This window comes from Pseudomonas sp. Cab53 (genome assembly GCF_018325965.1).
In the GTDB taxonomy this organism is placed as follows: Bacteria; Pseudomonadota; Gammaproteobacteria; order Pseudomonadales; family Pseudomonadaceae; genus Aquipseudomonas; species Aquipseudomonas chlororaphis_E.
The window spans coordinates 4,859,634-4,875,487 of sequence record NZ_AP021902.1; the positions used below are offsets into that span (position 1 = coordinate 4,859,634).

Genomic DNA, 15,854 nt, shown 5'->3' on the forward strand with positions numbered 1-15,854 from the left:
GGGAGCCCCATTGTGGCGAGGGGATTTATCCCCGCTGGGCTGCGAAGCAGCCCCAAACAGTCAACTCGATTGTCCTGGCGTACCGAATCGGCTGGCTTTAGGGGCGCTTCGCGCCCCAACGGGGATAAATCCCCTCGCCACAGATAAATCCCCTCGCCACAGATAACCCCCTCGCCATAGGAGACAGCTCCGCTCAGGCGTTCCCCGCCAATTTCATCCGTGCGGCCTGAGTAAAGTCCAGCATGCGCTTGAGCGGGCGAATGGCCTGGGGAATCAGGGCCGGGTCGACGAAGATCTCGTTGGCACCTTCCTGTAAGCTCTTGAGCGTGCGCTCCAGGGTGTTCATCGCCATCCACGGGCAATGCGCGCAACTGCGGCACGCCGCGCCGTTACCGGCGGTTGGGGCCTCGATGAAGACCTTGTCCGGGCACAGCTGCTGCATCTTGTAGAAGATGCCGCGGTCGGTGGCGACGATCAGCGTCTTGTTCGGCAGGCTCTGGGCCGCAGCGATCAACTGACTGGTGGAACCCACTGCGTCCGCCAGCTCGATCACCGATGTCGGCGACTCCGGGTGCACCAGGATCGCAGCGTCCGGATACAGCGCCTTCATGTCCTCCAACTGCTTGGACTTGAACTCCTCGTGGACGATGCAGGCACCGTCCCAGAGCAGCATGTCGGCTCCGGTCTTGCGCTGGATGTAGGTCCCCAGGTGCTTGTCCGGGCCCCAGATGATCGTCTCGCCGTTGTCCATCAGACTCTCGACGATCTCCAGCGCGCAGCTGGATGTCACCACCCAGTCAGCTCGGGCCTTGACCGCCGCCGAGGTGTTGGCATACACCACCACCGTGCGCTCCGGGTGCTGGTCGCAGAACGCCGAGAACTCGTCCACCGGGCAACCCAGGTCCAGGGAGCAGGTGGCTTCCAGGGTCGGCATCAACACGCGTTTTTCCGGGTTGAGGATCTTGGCGGTCTCGCCCATGAACTTGACCCCGGCAACGACCACGGTCTTGGCCGGGTGGGCATTGCCAAAGCGGGCCATCTCCAGGGAGTCGGACACGCAGCCGCCGGTTTCCTCGGCCAGGGCCTGGATGATCGGATCACAGTAGAAATGCGCGACCAGTACCGCGTCCTGAGCCTTGAGCTCGGCGGCGATGGCGGCGCGGTACCAGGCTTCCTGTTCGGCGGACAGCGGCTTGGGCTGCTTGGCGTCAAGGTGGGCCTGGACCAGAAGGCGTTCAGAAATTTGCGTCATGTTCGCAAGACCTGCAAGCGCGTTTAGCGCGAAAGTCGAGTATACACCCGGCTCCGGACCACTCGGGTACCGCCGGGAAAGTGGGTATCAATCAGGCACGGGACAGCGTGAAGCCGGCAAGGCTACAGAATATCCCGGCGATGCAAAAGATCATTCTGACCTGTGCCCAACCCCAGCCCCGAACGCGATCCACCGTGGCGAGGGAGCTTACTCCCGCTGGGCTGCGAAGCAGCCCCAAACATGGCCGGCTCAAATCGACCGCCAACTTGTGTTCCCCTCAAGCTGACTGAAATGTAATCACTCGCCCCACTCGCCTGTGTCATCTTTTCGTTCAAACCTGCCAAGGAGATTGCTCCGGGCACGTGGCGAATCGACTGACGGACCTCCATCGTATGCAAACCAAAACTTCCCGGCGCACCTTCGTAAAGGGTCTGACTGCCGGCGGCATCCTCGGCGGCTTGGGCTTGTGGCGCGCGCCTGTCTGGGCGCTCACCGGCCCGGGCCAGCCCAACGTCCTGAGCGGCACCGAGTTCGATCTGTTCATTGGCGAAAGCCCGGTCAACTTCACCGGCACCCCACGTACCGCCCAGACCATCAACGGCGGCATTCCCGGCCCGCTGCTGCGCTGGCGTGAAGGCGACACCGTCACCCTGCGGGTGCGCAATCGCTTGAAGGATACAACCTCCATCCACTGGCACGGCATCCTGCTGCCAGCCAACATGGACGGCGTTCCGGGGTTGAGTTTCAAGGGTATCGAACCCGACGGCATGTATGTGTATCAGTTCAAGGTCCGGCAAAACGGCACCTACTGGTACCACAGCCATTCAGGCTTCCAGGAGCAATCCGGGGTCTACGGCCCGCTGGTGATCGACGCCAGGGAACCGGAGCCCTTCCAATACGAACGGGACTATGTGGTGATGCTCACCGACTGGACCGATGAAGACCCCGGCAACATCCTTCGCAAGCTCAAGAAACAGTCGGACTACTACAACTACAACAAACGCACCGTCGGCGACTTCATTGACGATGTGGGCAAGAACGGCTGGGCCAGCACTGTGGCCGATCGCAAGATGTGGGCCGAGATGAAGATGAACCCCACGGACCTGGCCGACGTCAGCGGTGCCACCTACACCTACCTCATGAACGGCCAGGCGCCGGACATGAACTGGACCGGCCTGTTCAAGCCTGGCGAACGTCTTCGCCTGCGCTTTATCAACGGCTCGGCCATGAGCTATTTCGACGTGCGCATTCCCGGCTTGAAGATGACGGTGGTGGCGTCCGACGGCCAATACGTCAAACCGGTGAGTGTCGATGAGTTTCGGATCGCCGTGGCCGAAACCTATGACGTCATCGTCGAACCGACCCAAGAGGCCTACACCCTGTTCGCCCAGTCCATGGACCGCACCGGCTATGCCCGCGGCACCCTCGCGGCCAGGGCCGGGTTGTCGGCACCGGTGCCGCCCCTGGACCCGCGGCCATTGGTGACCATGGACGATATGGGCATGGGCGGCATGGACCACGGCTCGATGCAGGGCATGGCCGGGATGGACCACAGCCAGATGCAGGGCATGGATCATAGCCAGATGCAGGGCATGGGCGACATGTCCGGTATGGATCACGGTGCCATGCAAGGCACGGACGGCATGCTGTCGCACCCCGACACCGAGAAAGACAACCCCTGGTAGACATGCAGGCCATGAGCGTCAAGCCCAAGCTCGACGATCCCGGCATGGGGCTGCGCGACAACGGCCGCAAAGTGCTGACCTACTCAGACCTGCGCAGCACCTTCCCCGACCCCGACGGCCGCGAACCGGGCCGTACGATCGAGCTGCACCTGACCGGGCACATGGAAAAATTCGCCTGGTCATTCAACGGCGTGAAATTTTCCGACGCCGCGCCGCTGCTGCTCAAGTACGGCGAGCGACTGCGCATCGTGCTGATCAACGACACCATGATGACCCACCCCATCCACCTGCACGGCATGTGGAGCGATCTGGAGGACGAGAACGGCCAGTTCATGGTGCGCAAGCACACCCTCGACGTACCACCGGGCGCCAGGCGCAGCTACCGCGTCACCGCCGATGCCCTCGGGCGTTGGGCGTATCACTGCCACCTGCTGTACCACATGGAGATGGGGATGTTCCGTGAAGTTCGGGTGCAGGAATGAGGAGCCGAGCATGACCACTGTTTTTCAATACCCCCTGGCACTCATGGCCAGCCTGACCCTCGGCGCCACCTCGGCCTGGGCGGCGGGCAACGACATGCAAGGCATGGATCACAGCCAGATGCACGGGATGGACCATAGCCAGATGCAAGGTATGGATTCGATGCAAGGCATGGACTCGATGCAGGGCATGGAACCCATGCAATCAGCGCCGACCACCAGCCGCACGCCGATCCCGGAACTGACAGCCGCCGATCGCGCCGCCGTCTACGAGGATCACGGCGGACACGCGGTGCATGACAGTGCAATCAATTCGTTTTTCCTCATTGACCAACTGGAGTGGCAAGACGCCGATGACGGCAGCGCCCTGAGCTGGGATGCCTCCGGCTGGATCGGTGGCGACATCGACCGTTTGTGGCTGCGCTCCGAAGGTGAACGCCTCAACGGCAAGACCGAAGAGGCGGAACTTCAGGCCCTGTGGGGCCACGCCATCAGTCCTTGGTGGGACGTGGTGGCCGGCGTACGCCAGGACTTCAAGCCGGGCGATGCGCAAACCTGGGCCGCCTTCGGCGTGCAAGGCATGGCGTTGTACAACTTCGAAGCCCAAGCCACCGCGTTCATCGGCGAAGGTGGCCAGAGCGCGGCGCGACTGGAAGGTGACTACGACATCTTGCTGACCAATCGGTTGATCCTGCAGCCCACCGCCGAGGTCAACTTCTATGGCAAGAACGACCCCGCCCGCGGTGTCGGCTCAGGGCTGTCGGACACCGAACTCGGCGTACGGCTGCGTTATGAAATACGCCGCGAGTTCGCGCCCTACATGGGTGTTACCTGGAATCGGGTCTATGGCAACACCGCCGACTACGCTCGCGAAGAGGGCGAAGACCACAGCGAAGCCCGTCTGGTGTTGGGCGTGCGCATGTGGTTCTGAGCCATTGACCTGTTTCACAAAAAAACTAAAAAACCGAGCTGTAGGAGTCCTTGCATGTCACTCATCAAAACTGCTGTTGTTGCTGTCGCCTTGTCCACCGGCCTGTTGGTCAGTGGCCTGGCCCAGGCGCACCCGAAACTGCTGTCCTCTACCCCCGCCGAGGGCGCCGAAGGTGCGGCACCGCCAAGGATCGAGCTGCACTTTTCCGAAAACCTGATGACCCAGTTTTCCGGAGCCAAGCTAATGATGACCGAGATGCCCGGCATGGCGGCGCATTCGCCCATGCCCATGCCAGCCAAGGTCTCCGGCAGCGATGACCCGAAAACCATGGTCATTGTCCCAAATGGCCCTCTCACCGCCGGCACCTATCAGGTCCAGTGGCGCGCGGTGTCGTCCGACACTCACCCGATCACCGGTAACGTCACGTTCAAAGTGAAGTGAGTTGATGAGCGACTCGATCAACATCGCCCTGCGTTTTGCCCTGTATTTGGATCTGATGTTGCTGTTCGGCCTGGCCGCGTTCGGGCTCTATAGCCTGCGAGGCCAGGAGCGGGTGTCGGGCACGCAGTTGCCGTTCACACCACTGCTAGTGACCACGGCGGTGTTGGGCGTGCTGCTCTCCTTCGCCGCCATGGCGTGCATGGCCTGGGCCATGAGCGGAGTTTCAGACTGGGCCGAACTGTGGCCGCACATTGAAATGATGGTGTTGGAGACCGACTTCGGCTCGAGTTGGACACTGCGGATAGCGGCGCTGCTGCTGGCCGGGGTCGCCGTGACGCTCAATAAACGTTGGCCGACTGCCAGCCTGGGCCTGGTCATGCTCGGTGGGGCCGTGGCCTTGGCGACGCTGGCCTGGGCGGGGCACGGCGCAATGGACGAAGGCACACGCCGCAACTGGCACTTCAGCACCGACTTCCTGCACTTGTGGGCGGCGGGAGGCTGGGTCGGGGCCTTGGCCGCGTTTGCCCTGCTGCTTCGCCAGGCCGAACCGCAGCTGGCGGTACTGGCCCGGACGTTGACCGGGTTTGAAACCGCCGGGGCGGTGATCGTGGCGGTCATCAGCGTGACGGGGGTGGTGAATTATCTGTTCATCGCCGGCCCAAGCGTCGAAGGGCTGCTGGACAGTACCTACGGTCAGTTGCTGGCGCTCAAGCTCATCTTGTTCGCCGCCATGCTGGTGTTCGCCGCGTTGAACCGCTTTCACCTGAGCCCACTGCTGGAGCGGGCTCGACAGAGCGGCGAGCACAAAGTCGCGGTGAATGCCCTACGGCGCAGCATGGTCCTGGAGTTCGCTGTGGCGGTGATCATTCTGGGATTGGTGGCGTGGCTGGGGACGCTGAGCCCGGAGATGGAATAACCGACTAGCGCCCTACTGAATCCGTGGCGAGAGAACTTGCTCCCTCGTCACAAAAGCGAGCAGCATTTAATTATTAAATAAGCCTCACCAGTTTTCAGTTTGCCCATCGCAAGGTGCCCTGGCCTAAATGGGGCTTTATCCAGCCAAGGCCCTGTTATGGAAAGCATTCGAACCTCAACCACCCACGCCATCTGGCTGATGGTCAGCATCGTTTTGGTAGCGCTGAACCTGAGGCCTTCGATGGCAGCGGTCGGGCCGTTGTTATCGGCCATTCGCGGCGAGGTTCCCTTGAGTTTCAGTACCGCCTCGCTGCTGACCATGTTGCCCGTCATGGCGATGGGCCTGGCGATGTTCCTGGGCATGCGCATCGCCCTGCGCATTGGTGAACACCGCACCATCGTGCTGTCGCTGTTGATCATTGGCATCGCCACGGCCTCGCGCTTGTATCTGGACAGCGCCGCCGGGTTGATCGCCAGTGCGATCGTGGCCGGGCTTGGGATCGCGTTGATCCAGGCTGTGATGCCGGCACTGATCAAGTCACGCTTCGCCGACAACGTCTCTCTGTTCATGGGCTTGTACGTCACCGCCATCATGGGCGGGGCGGCGATTGCTGCATCGTTTTCACCCTTTGTCCTGACGCAAACGGGCAGTTGGCGCATCGGCCTGGCGATCTGGGCATTGTTGGCGCTGGTCGCCTTGGGCTGCTGGTACGCCCAGGGATCGAACATCACGCCCTTGTCCGAAACAGCGCCCCGGCATCACGAAGCGTTCTCCAGCAACGCCCGGGCCTGGCTCCTGGCGATTTTCTTTGGCCTGGGCACCGCTTCCTACACCTGCGTGCTGGCCTGGCTGGCACCGTACTACGTGGAAAAGGGCTGGAGCGAACAGCACGCTGGCCTGCTGCTGGGGTTCCTCACGGCAATGGAAGTGTTATCCGGCCTGGTCACCCCGGCGATTGCCAACCGCAGCCGGGATAAACGCTTGGTCCTGAGCGTCCTGCTGGCCCTGATCATCGGCGGCTTCTGTGGCCTGATCCTCAGTCCGGAACGCTTCAGCCTGCTCTGGGCCTGCCTGCTGGGGCTGGGTATCGGCGGCCTGTTCCCCATGAGCCTGATCGTATCCCTCGACCACCTGGACAACCCACGCCGGGCCGGTGGCCTTACTGCGTTCGTGCAAGGTGTCGGCTATCTCATCGCCGGCCTCTCGCCATTGATTGCCGGGATGATCCGCGACCAACTGGGGAGTTTTGAGTGGGCCTGGTGGTCGCTCACGGCGGTCATGGCGTTGATGATGGTGATGGGATTGCGCCTGGACCCGAAACATTACGGACAGCACATCCGCTGAGTTTCCAGTAGGAGGACTTGATAGGTTGAAGATTTAGCGGGTGCGACTTGACGTTACTATACCTGCCAGGATTTTTACCTCGTAAGGGAGCTACGCCTTGTCCGTCATTCCTGACAGAACCTTCGCTGAAGTGCTCAAGCACACCGTCAAACGCATTCTTTCCTATTGGACCCAGATCACCGTCACGTTAGGCCTGCTCGCGACAGGGCTAGGGTTCATCACGTTGTACCTGTATACCCGGACGATTGGACGAATCGATCTGTTCATGCCGTCCATCGATGTGAAGTCTGCACTGTTGGTCTGGGTCGTGCTCGTCCTGCTGCTGATGCTGTCGTATCTGTTCATCCTGGGGGCAACAACGTGGATGTTCGGCTGGTCGGTTTCGCTTTTTTCAAACATGAAGGACAACCAACCGAAGATTGTTTTCTATCTGGTGTTCCCCACGGTTGTGGGATTTAGCGCGTTCATCGGCGCCACTTTCTTTCTGTCCACATTGAACACCTGGATGATATTCGTGGCGTTACTCCTGATCGTCTTCGTTGCGTGCTTTCTCATGTACGCGCTCACGCCGTTCAAAAGAATCATCAGGAAAAGCACACTGGTCCAAGCCAGGCTGGAGCGAGCCCGCTTGAAACGCCTGGCAGCCCATCAACAAATAAAGCAGAAAAAGCTGCAGAAAAATAAGCCTGCCCGCCCCAGGAAGGCCTGCCTGCAAAAATGGCTCACCTATTGGCAGGCGTTCAAAGACAAGACGACGCCAACGTGGCTGCAGCTAAAAGAAAAATGGCAGCGGCTACAGTCGTGGGTAAGGGCTCGCAAAGCGTTCTGGCTCGTCACCCTGGTCTCGATCTTCATATTTGTCACCGTGATCTTCGCCGCCTTTCCAATCCTGCTGACGATACGTTCATACATGGAGAAAGAAACCCCTGACACCGTCCCCTACGTGGCGGGCCTGTCCTGGCTGACACTCATCTTCACCCTGTTACCGGTCGTCGTATTTTATTGTTTCAAGGGGGATATCTACCGGCGGACCTTCAATGGCCTGATCGCAATGATCCTGGCCTTCTGCGCCTTCACAATGCTCTCGCCGGGCAGTCTGAGCCAGATCACCTACATCGCAGCACAAGGCTTATCCGTTCGCCAACAAACGGCGGAGCGATACGCCTTGCCAGAAGAGATAAAACTGCAAGACCTGAGCGCGACCCTGTGGAAAACACGTCAGGTTGCTGCGCAAAAAATAGAAGTCGAGGCCTTCCAGTTGTATTCCTTTGGGGACGTATTGTTACTGTGCCCAAAAGACATGCTGTCACTTGAACTCAAAGAACTGAAAAACTACTCGAAGTTCTGTATCAGCACGCTCAATAGCAAGGTTGTGCGCAAACCGCCGTTACCGGTATTCGCCAGGAAATTACAGAAAGATTGGGCTTGCCGGGTGCCCTCATGGCAGATCCAGGCAGGACGCTGGCTCGCTTGGGAAGCGCTGGTTCCAGGCGTTTACCGCTCCGCGTCGGGCGAGAAAAAGGGCTGAAGGCCCTGGCAGTCGTGAGCATGGCGACTGCGCCACGACAGAACGGCTGACTCCCTGCCCTTGGGCGGGGGGGACACTTAATTTCAGGCAAAAAAAAATCTGGAAATCCTCACTTTCGTGGGCCTTCCAGACTTTTAAAACTGCTAAAAATGGTGGGTCGTGTGGGATTCGAACCTACGACCAATTGGTTAAAAGCCAACTGCTCTACCAACTGAGCTAACGACCCGCTGTGTGGTGGCGCGTATAATACTGATTTCTAAGGACTATTCAACACCTAATTTGAAATAAATCAAAAATAAGGTGTTGGGTCGCTCACGCCCGCCGCCGCGAAGCCTTCGGCACGCAGGCGGCAGCTGTCGCATTTGCCGCAGGCACGGCCCTGATCGTCGGCCTGGTAGCAGGAAACGGTCAGTCCATAGTCCACGCCGAGCTTTACGCCGGCCTTGACGATGTCGGCCTTGCTCAGGTTCTGCAAAGGCGCCTGGATGCGGAACCCCTGCCCTTCCACGCCGGCCTTGGTCGCCAGGTTAGCCATGCGCTCGAACGCTTCGACGAACTCCGGACGACAATCCGGGTAGCCGGAATAATCCACCGCATTGACGCCGATGAAGATGTCACGGGCGCCCAGCACCTCGGCCCAACCCAGGGCGAGAGACAGGAACACCGTGTTGCGGGCCGGTACATACGTCACCGGGATCCCTTCGCTCGGCGCTTCGGGCACGTCGATGGAACTGTCGGTCAGGGCCGAACCGCCGATCCCGTTGAGGTTCAGGCCGATCACCTTGTGCTCTACCACCCCCAGGTCCCGGGCAACCCGCTCGGCGGCCTGAAGCTCGGCGCGGTGACGCTGGCCGTAATCGAAGCTCATGGTGTAGCAGCGGTAGCCTTCGGCCCGGGCCATGGCCACGACCGTCGCCGAGTCCAGGCCACCGGACAACAGGATGACCGCGCGTTTTTCTGTAATGTTCGTCTGTTCAGTCATCTCAGCGCCCCGGCTCGTCGTTCCAAAGATATTTGTGCAACTGCAATTGCAGGCGCACCGGCAGGTTATCCGCCACCACCCAATCCGCCAGGTCACGGGCATTCAAGTCATGATGGCTGGGCGACACCAAAACCTCCCCGGCCCGCTCGTCAAGCCGATACTGGATCAACTTGGACACGGCCCAGTCGTAATCTTCCCGCGAGCAAATGACGAACTTGACTTGGTCGTTGGGCGTCAGCAGTTCGATGTTCTCATAACGGTTGCGATGCGCTTCCTTTGAACCTGGGGTTTTCAAATCCACGACGCGGCTGACACGCGGGTCGACGGCCGAGATATCCAGGGCGCCACTGGTCTCCAACGAGACTTCATAGCCGGCATCGCACAATTGCTTGAGCAAAGGAATGGCATTGGGTTGTGCCAGTGGTTCGCCACCCGTGACACAGACATAGCGCGGGCGGTAGCCGGCGACTTGCTCAAGGATGTCGTCGAGGGTGCGCAAGGTGCCGCCACTGAAGGCGTAGGCGCTGTCACAGTATTGGCAACGCAACGGACAACCGGTGAGGCGCACAAATACCGTGGGCAGCCCGGCCGTTCGCGTTTCACCCTGTAACGAGTAAAAAACTTCGGTGATTCTCAATGTGTCTTGCATAGTCGCCACGGGCGTAACAGCTAAACAGGCTGTCCGCCTCCGTCAGGCACTTCAAGAAACCCCGCCAACGCGTAGATCCCAGGAAGCGTGTTTCAGAAAAAGGGCGTGAATTCTAACGAAAAAACCCGCGACAGGCGCGGGTTTCTTCAATACGGGCTCAAACCGGCTTACATGCGCTGCAGATCGCGCTGAGCCAATTGGGCGGCGGAGGTGCCCGGGTACTGGGCCACCACTTGCTGCAAGATGCCCTTGACCTTGTCGGTGTGACCGAGGCGGCGCTCTACGTCAGCCAGCTTGTACAGCGAATCCGGCACCTTGGCGTGCTTGGGATACAGCTGGGAGACCTTGGCGAACGCCTGTCCAGCGCCTTGCAGGTCGCCTTTGGCCAGGTTCACTTCGCCCAGCCAGTATTGAGCATTGCCCGCGTACTGGCTGTTGGGGTACTTGCGCAGGAAAGCGGCGAAGGCCTGGCTGGCCTTGTCGAAATCCTTGGCCTTGATCAGGTCGAAGGCGGCATCGTAGTAGAGCTTTTCCTTCGCCGGGTCAGCCGGTTCACCGCTGGCGGCAGGTGCCGGAGCGGCTGCCCCAGCGCCTGCGGCAGGTGCTGCACCGGGGGCGTTCAAGTCGCCACCGGTACCAGAATTCTCAGGAGTGGCGGCAGGTGCAACGCCGGTTCCTATGCGCCGATCAAGATCCTGGTATCGCTCCAGGTTTTCCTGCTTCATGCGCGAAATATCATTCTGCAGAACTTCGATCACGCCTTGCTGGCGCGACAGTTGATCCTGCATTTGCTGGAGCTGGTTGAACAGCTCGCCCTGTGCCGAGACAGGGGCCGAAACCCCTCCCCCGGCATAGGCGCCGTTCGTACCGTAACCTGCAGGCGGATTACTGCTCCCGCTATTGCTATAGCCGGCATCGTTATCGACCACAGGAACCGCAGCCCACGCCGCAAGCGGCGCGAGACTGAGAGCCAGAACAGTTACAGCACGACGGCACGTTCGCATGACGAATTACTTACGCAGTTCGACGCGACGGTTTTGAGCCCAGGACTGCTCGTCGTTGCCGGTAGCAACTGGACGCTCTTCGCCGTAGGAAACCAGTTCCAGCTGAGCTGGGGAAACACCTTGCAGTACCAGGTAGCGTTGAACGGCTTTCGCACGACGCTCGCCCAGTGCCATGTTGTACTCACGAGTACCACGTTCGTCGGTGTTGCCTTCCAGAACAACGCGAGCGCCGTTTGCTTTCAGGTCTTTGGCGTGAACGTCCAGAGCGCGCATGGCTTCTGGCTTCAGGTCCGAGCTGTCGTATTCGAAGTAGAAGGTGGTGATTGCGCGCAGAGCAGCTTCTTCGCTCAGGGAGCCATCAACTGCACCAGTGTTAGCGCCGTAACCAGCGTTTGGATCAACAGCGCCTTCACCGGCGTTGTCGCCGCCTTTGGACGAGCAACCTACAGCTACAGCCATGGCCAGAGCCAGCGCAGCAAATTTACCAAACTTCAGCATTTCCATCGTGAAACTCCTAATGAACCCCAGTGTGTTAAGTAAAACGTATTGCGCCGCGTCAGTTCAGGTAAGGGGACCAGGACGGTTCTCTGACTTCGCCTTGTGCGGTAGGAAGCGGGAGCCTCACGCGTCCATTAATGGACACGAGCATCAAGACTCCCCGGCCCTGCTGGCGGGTGGCGTAGATTACCATGGTGCCGTTGGGCGCAACAGTAGGTGACTCGTCCAGAGTGCTATCAGTGAGGATTTTTACGCTACCGCGCTGCAAATCCTGGGCCGCCACCTTGAAATTGGTGAAACCGTCCTGGCGATGGATCATCACCAGGGTCTTTTCATCTGCCGACAGTTTAGGGTTGGCGTTGTAGTTACCCACGAACGTCACGCGTTCAGCACCGCCGCCACCAGCACTGGTCTTGTAGATCTGAGGCTTGCCACCGCGGTCGGAGGTGAAGTAGATGGTCGAGCCATCCTTGCCCCAGAACGGTTCGGTGTTGATGCCCGGGCCATTGGTGACGCGGGAGATCGAGCGCGAGGCCAGGTTCATCACGTAGATGTCAGGGTTGCCGTCCTTGGACAGCACGAACGCCAGGCGCGAACCGTCCGGCGACCACGACGGCGCGCCATTGAGGCCTTCGAAGTTGGTGATCTGCTCACGACGACCGGTGTCGATGTGCTGCACGAAGATCCGAGGACGCTTCTGCTCGAACGAAACATAGGCGATGCGCTTGCCATCGGGGGCAAAACGCGGCGACAGGATCGGCTCGCGCGATTGCAGCAGGGTCACCGCGCGGGCGCCGTCATAGTCGGAGCGCTGCAGGGTGTAACGGGTGTTGTTCTCGGAGAAGCGCTCGGCGGTCACGTAGAGCATGCGCGTGGAGAACGCACCCTTGATGCCGGTGAGTTTCTCGAAGGACTGGTCGGCGATGTAGTGCGCCATGTCGCGCAATTGATCGACGCCGCCCGACACGCTGCCGGTCAGCACTTGCTGCTCGGTGGCGACGTTGAACAGGGCGTACTGCACCTGCAGGCGACCGCCGGCCGGGACAATGCTGCCCACCATGATGTACTGGGCGCCCAGGGCCTTCCAGTCACGGTAGATGACTTCGCTGGCCTGGGTCGGCAGGCTGATCATGTTCTGTTTCGGAATCGGCGCGTAGTAACCCGAGTTGCGCAGGTCGTTGCCGATGATCTCCGCCATGTCGTCCGGCAGGACGCTACCGCCCTGCCAGCCGAACGGTACGACGGCGATCGGGGTCGCCCGGTCGCTGCCGCTGGTGACCAGAATGTTCTTTTCCTCTGCTACCGCCATCCCTGCCAGGCAGCAGATAACGACAAGCATTGATCGAAGAATGTTTCTCACAAGGCTAGATCCTCAGGTGTGAATGTCATCTTGAACGAACGATAGGGAGCAAAGTCGCTCGGTTTCATTCCTTGCATTTCCGTCAGTCGTCCAATGTTCTTGACCGCCGCGACCGCCGAAGCGTCGAACGGACCGTCACCGCTGGACTTGGCGACGCTGACCGAGGTAACCGTACCGTCGGGCAACATGCCGATTTGCAATACTACCGTCATGCCTTTGCGCGCCGAAGGTGGACGGGCCCAACCTTCTGCCGCCCGGGCACGAATCAGATCATCGAAACTGCCGGCGACTTCATCGCCCTGCTCGTCGGCCAAGGCCTGCTGGCGCTCCGGCTTGTCGGAAAGCAGGTCTGCCAAGGCCTGGGCCTTCTTGTCTTCGGCAGATTTACGCGCTGCGTCCTGGGCCTTTTTCTTGGCGGCGTCGGCGGCGGCTTTCTTCTTCGCTTCTTCGGCGACCTTTTTCTTCGCCTCTTCAGCTTCGGCTTTCTTCTTGGCGTCTTCGGCCGCTTTCTTCTTCGCGTCCTCGACAATCTTTTTCTTCGCTTCTTCAGCGGCCGCTTTCTTGGCCTCTTCTTCGGCGGCTTTCTTGGCTTCTTCCTCGGCCTTCTTCTTGGCTATATCAGCCAATTGTTTCTCTTCTGCCTTCTTGGCCTCGGCCGCCTTCTTCGCGTCGTCGGCTTTCTTGGCTTCATCAGCCTTTTTCGCCTCGTCCGCTTTCTTCGCCTCATCGGCCTTCTTGGCTTCCTCGGCCTTTTGAGCCGCTTCCTCTTTCTTTTGTTCCGCGGCCTTGATCGCTTCCTGCTCGACCTTTTTCTGCTCCATCTGCTCGACTTCGGTCTGGCGCGCGGCGGATTTCTTCGCCTCGCCCGCAAGCTTCTGGTTGGTCTGGGTGGTGGCCTGGCTTTTGGACTTGAGCTGGTACAACGTCGCCTGCACGATCGGCTTGGCCGGTGGCAGCTCCGGTGTCATGGCAAAACTGACGAACAGCATGCCGAACACCAGCACGTGCAGGCCGACGGCCAGGACAGTGGGCCAGAAGTAGCTTTCCGAGGCGGACGGCTCTCGCTGTTGCTGCATCAGGGGGCCTCGGTGATCAAGCCAACATTACCGACCCCGGCTTTCTGCAGACCGCCCATGGCGCCCATCACGGCACCGTAGTCGACGGTCTTGTCGCCGCGAATGAAGACCTGCGTACGCTTGCCGGCGTCATTGCCGACACGAATGATCTTGGTCACCGCATCGGTCATCTGCGGCAGGGTCATGGCCCGGTCCTGCTGCTTCTCGGTGTCGACTTCGCTGCCAAGGTTCCAGTAGTAGGTCTTGTCAGCCTTGATCGAAATGGTCAGGACCTGGGTGTTGTTGTCCTGCGGCAAGGCTTCGCTGGAAACCTTGGGCAGATCAACCTTCACGCCCTGGTTGAGCATCGGCGCGGTCACCATGAAGATGACCAGCAGCACCAGCATCACGTCGATGTAGGGCACCACGTTCATCTCGGCAACCGGCTTGCGCTTGTTTCGGGCTCGAGCGATTAAAGCCATCGGGAAATACCTGCTTATTCTTCGCTGGTGTGCACTTTGCGGTGCAGGATCGCCTGGAACTCATCGGCGAAGGTGTAGTAACGGCCGATCAGCGTTTCGCTGCGGGCAGCGAAGCGGTTATAGGCAATGACGGCCGGGATGGCCGCGAACAGGCCGATGGCGGTGGCAACCAGGGCCTCGGCGATGCCCGGGGCCACGGTGGCCAGGGTCGCTTGCTGGGCCGATGCCAGGCCTCGGAAGGAGTTCATGATCCCCCACACGGTGCCGAACAGACCGATGTACGGGCTGACCGAACCGACGGTGGCGAGGAACGGCAGGCTCTGCTCGAGCTTCTCTTCCTCGCGGGAAATGGCCACGCGCATGGCACGGGCCACGCCTTCCATCACCGCTTCAGGGTCGACGCCCGGCTGCTGGCGCAAGCGGGAGAACTCCTTGAAGCCGGCGCGAAAGATCTGCTCGACGCCCGAGTCCGGGTCCGGGTTGCTGCCCGCCTGGCGGTACAGCTTGGACAGGTCGATGCCCGACCAGAAGCGCTCTTCAAAGCTCTCCAGGGCTCGGCGACCGGCGCGCAGCAGGTTGCTGCGCTGAAAAATCATGATCCATGAGGTCACCGATGCGGCTACCAGGGTCAGCATTACCAGTTGCACCACGACGCTGGCATTGCTGACCAGGCTCCACATGGAGGTATGGTCGACGACGTTAGCTTCCACGCTTTATCTCCTGCTCTGAGTGTGTACCCGCGCCGCTCACGCCGGCAAAGGCCGCACGTAGAGCTTCGGGAATGGCCCGGGGTTTCAAACTATGGGTGCGCACACAGGCCACCAGGAACTGCCCTTCACAGAGCAGCACATTATCCGTAGCCCGCCTGACCTGCTGCTTGAAGCGCAGGCTGACACGGTTCAACTCGATGACATCGGCACTTACCACCAGCTCGTCGTCCAGTCGCGCCGGCGCGTGGTAGCGCGCTTCGCTGGAATGCACGACGAATAACAGGTCCTCCCCTGCCAGCGCGGATTGGGCGAAACCCAGTTCCCGCAGCCGTTCGGTTCGAGCCCGTTCCATAAACTTGAGGTAATTGACGTAGTAAACGATGCCGCCGGCATCGGTGTCCTCGTAATAAACGCGACAGCGATGTGCGAACGACTCCAGCCCGTTTTGCGCGCGCATACTCTAGTGCTTACTCCTCAGGTTGCCAATCGGCCAGGCAACTGTTTTTTCATTCTCGAATGCATTGACGCTCCAGACGTC

General features: G+C 60.3%; 15 protein-coding genes, 1 tRNA gene and 1 pseudogene. 6 read left to right on the forward strand and 11 right to left on the reverse strand.

Annotated elements, in window-relative coordinates; genetic code table 11:
- Positions 1 to 193 precede the first annotated feature (193 nt).
- Positions 194 to 1,252, reverse strand: a complete 1,059-nt coding sequence (gene nadA, locus KI241_RS21205) for a quinolinate synthase NadA (protein WP_047736635.1) — start codon at positions 1,250 to 1,252, stop codon at positions 194 to 196.
- 392 nt (positions 1,253 to 1,644) lie between these two features.
- Between nadA and KI241_RS21210 the strand changes: the two are divergent.
- The 6 genes and pseudogenes from KI241_RS21210 to KI241_RS21235 all read left to right on the forward strand — a co-directional run bounded on the left by KI241_RS21210 (position 1,645) and on the right by KI241_RS21235 (position 8,576).
- A pseudogene (locus tag KI241_RS21210) lies at positions 1,645 to 3,419 on the forward strand (copper resistance system multicopper oxidase).
- Between the two features lie 10 nt (positions 3,420 to 3,429).
- Positions 3,430 to 4,347 (forward strand): copper resistance protein B, encoded by a 918-nt coding sequence (locus KI241_RS21215; RefSeq protein ID WP_212802964.1) that lies wholly within the window; start codon positions 3,430 to 3,432, stop codon positions 4,345 to 4,347.
- A 54-nt stretch (positions 4,348 to 4,401) separates the two neighbouring features.
- Positions 4,402 to 4,788, forward strand: coding sequence for a copper homeostasis periplasmic binding protein CopC (gene copC / locus KI241_RS21220; protein ID WP_042728768.1), 387 nt, complete (start codon positions 4,402 to 4,404; stop codon positions 4,786 to 4,788).
- Between the two features lie 4 nt (positions 4,789 to 4,792).
- Entirely contained in the window at positions 4,793 to 5,704 is a 912-nt protein-coding gene (copD, locus tag KI241_RS21225) for a copper homeostasis membrane protein CopD (protein ID WP_212802965.1), read from the forward strand.
- Between the two features lie 156 nt (positions 5,705 to 5,860).
- Positions 5,861 to 7,048, forward strand: coding sequence for a cyanate transporter (locus KI241_RS21230; protein ID WP_212802966.1), 1,188 nt, complete (start codon positions 5,861 to 5,863; stop codon positions 7,046 to 7,048).
- 97 nt (positions 7,049 to 7,145) lie between these two features.
- Positions 7,146 to 8,576: a hypothetical protein gene (locus KI241_RS21235; RefSeq protein ID WP_212802967.1), complete on the forward strand. Its 1,431-nt coding sequence runs from the start codon at positions 7,146 to 7,148 to the stop codon at positions 8,574 to 8,576.
- A gap of 150 nt (positions 8,577 to 8,726) precedes the next feature.
- Here KI241_RS21235 and KI241_RS21240 read toward each other — a convergent pair.
- From KI241_RS21240 to ybgC, 10 genes are all read right to left on the reverse strand, one after another.
- Positions 8,727 to 8,802, reverse strand: a tRNA-Lys gene (locus KI241_RS21240).
- 63 nt (positions 8,803 to 8,865) lie between these two features.
- On the reverse strand, positions 8,866 to 9,540 hold the full coding sequence (queC, locus tag KI241_RS21245) for a 7-cyano-7-deazaguanine synthase QueC (RefSeq protein WP_185057645.1): 675 nt from the start codon (positions 9,538 to 9,540) through the stop codon (positions 8,866 to 8,868).
- A gap of 19 nt (positions 9,541 to 9,559) precedes the next feature.
- Complete coding sequence (queE, locus tag KI241_RS21250) at positions 9,560 to 10,207, reverse strand: 7-carboxy-7-deazaguanine synthase QueE (protein WP_042728763.1); 648 nt, start codon at positions 10,205 to 10,207, stop codon at positions 9,560 to 9,562.
- Positions 10,208 to 10,374: 167 nt separating this feature from the next.
- On the reverse strand, positions 10,375 to 11,211 hold the full coding sequence (gene ybgF, locus KI241_RS21255) for a tol-pal system protein YbgF (protein WP_123578462.1): 837 nt from the start codon (positions 11,209 to 11,211) through the stop codon (positions 10,375 to 10,377).
- Positions 11,212 to 11,217: 6 nt separating this feature from the next.
- Positions 11,218 to 11,715, reverse strand: a complete 498-nt coding sequence (pal, locus tag KI241_RS21260; RefSeq protein ID WP_003178634.1) for a peptidoglycan-associated lipoprotein Pal — start codon at positions 11,713 to 11,715, stop codon at positions 11,218 to 11,220.
- Positions 11,716 to 11,767: 52 nt separating this feature from the next.
- Positions 11,768 to 13,048, reverse strand: coding sequence for a Tol-Pal system beta propeller repeat protein TolB (gene tolB / locus KI241_RS21265; protein WP_172679705.1), 1,281 nt, complete (start codon positions 13,046 to 13,048; stop codon positions 11,768 to 11,770).
- A gap of 17 nt (positions 13,049 to 13,065) precedes the next feature.
- On the reverse strand, positions 13,066 to 14,145 hold the full coding sequence (gene tolA / locus KI241_RS21270) for a cell envelope integrity protein TolA (protein ID WP_042728760.1): 1,080 nt from the start codon (positions 14,143 to 14,145) through the stop codon (positions 13,066 to 13,068).
- Positions 14,145 to 14,597: a protein TolR gene (tolR, locus tag KI241_RS21275; protein ID WP_161796096.1), complete on the reverse strand. Its 453-nt coding sequence runs from the start codon at positions 14,595 to 14,597 to the stop codon at positions 14,145 to 14,147. Before tolR ends, tolA begins: the two co-directional genes overlap by 1 nt.
- Before the next feature lie 23 nt (positions 14,598 to 14,620).
- Positions 14,621 to 15,316 carry a protein TolQ gene (gene tolQ, locus KI241_RS21280; RefSeq protein ID WP_042728759.1) on the reverse strand — a complete coding sequence of 232 codons (696 nt, stop codon included), beginning with the start codon at positions 15,314 to 15,316 and terminating at the stop codon, positions 14,621 to 14,623.
- The gene (ybgC, locus tag KI241_RS21285; RefSeq protein ID WP_003205037.1) at positions 15,306 to 15,773 is read right to left on the reverse strand and encodes a tol-pal system-associated acyl-CoA thioesterase; all 468 of its coding nucleotides are present in this window, start codon (positions 15,771 to 15,773) and stop codon (positions 15,306 to 15,308) included. The genes tolQ and ybgC overlap by 11 nt, the downstream gene beginning before the upstream one ends.
- Positions 15,774 to 15,854: the final 81 nt, after the last annotated feature.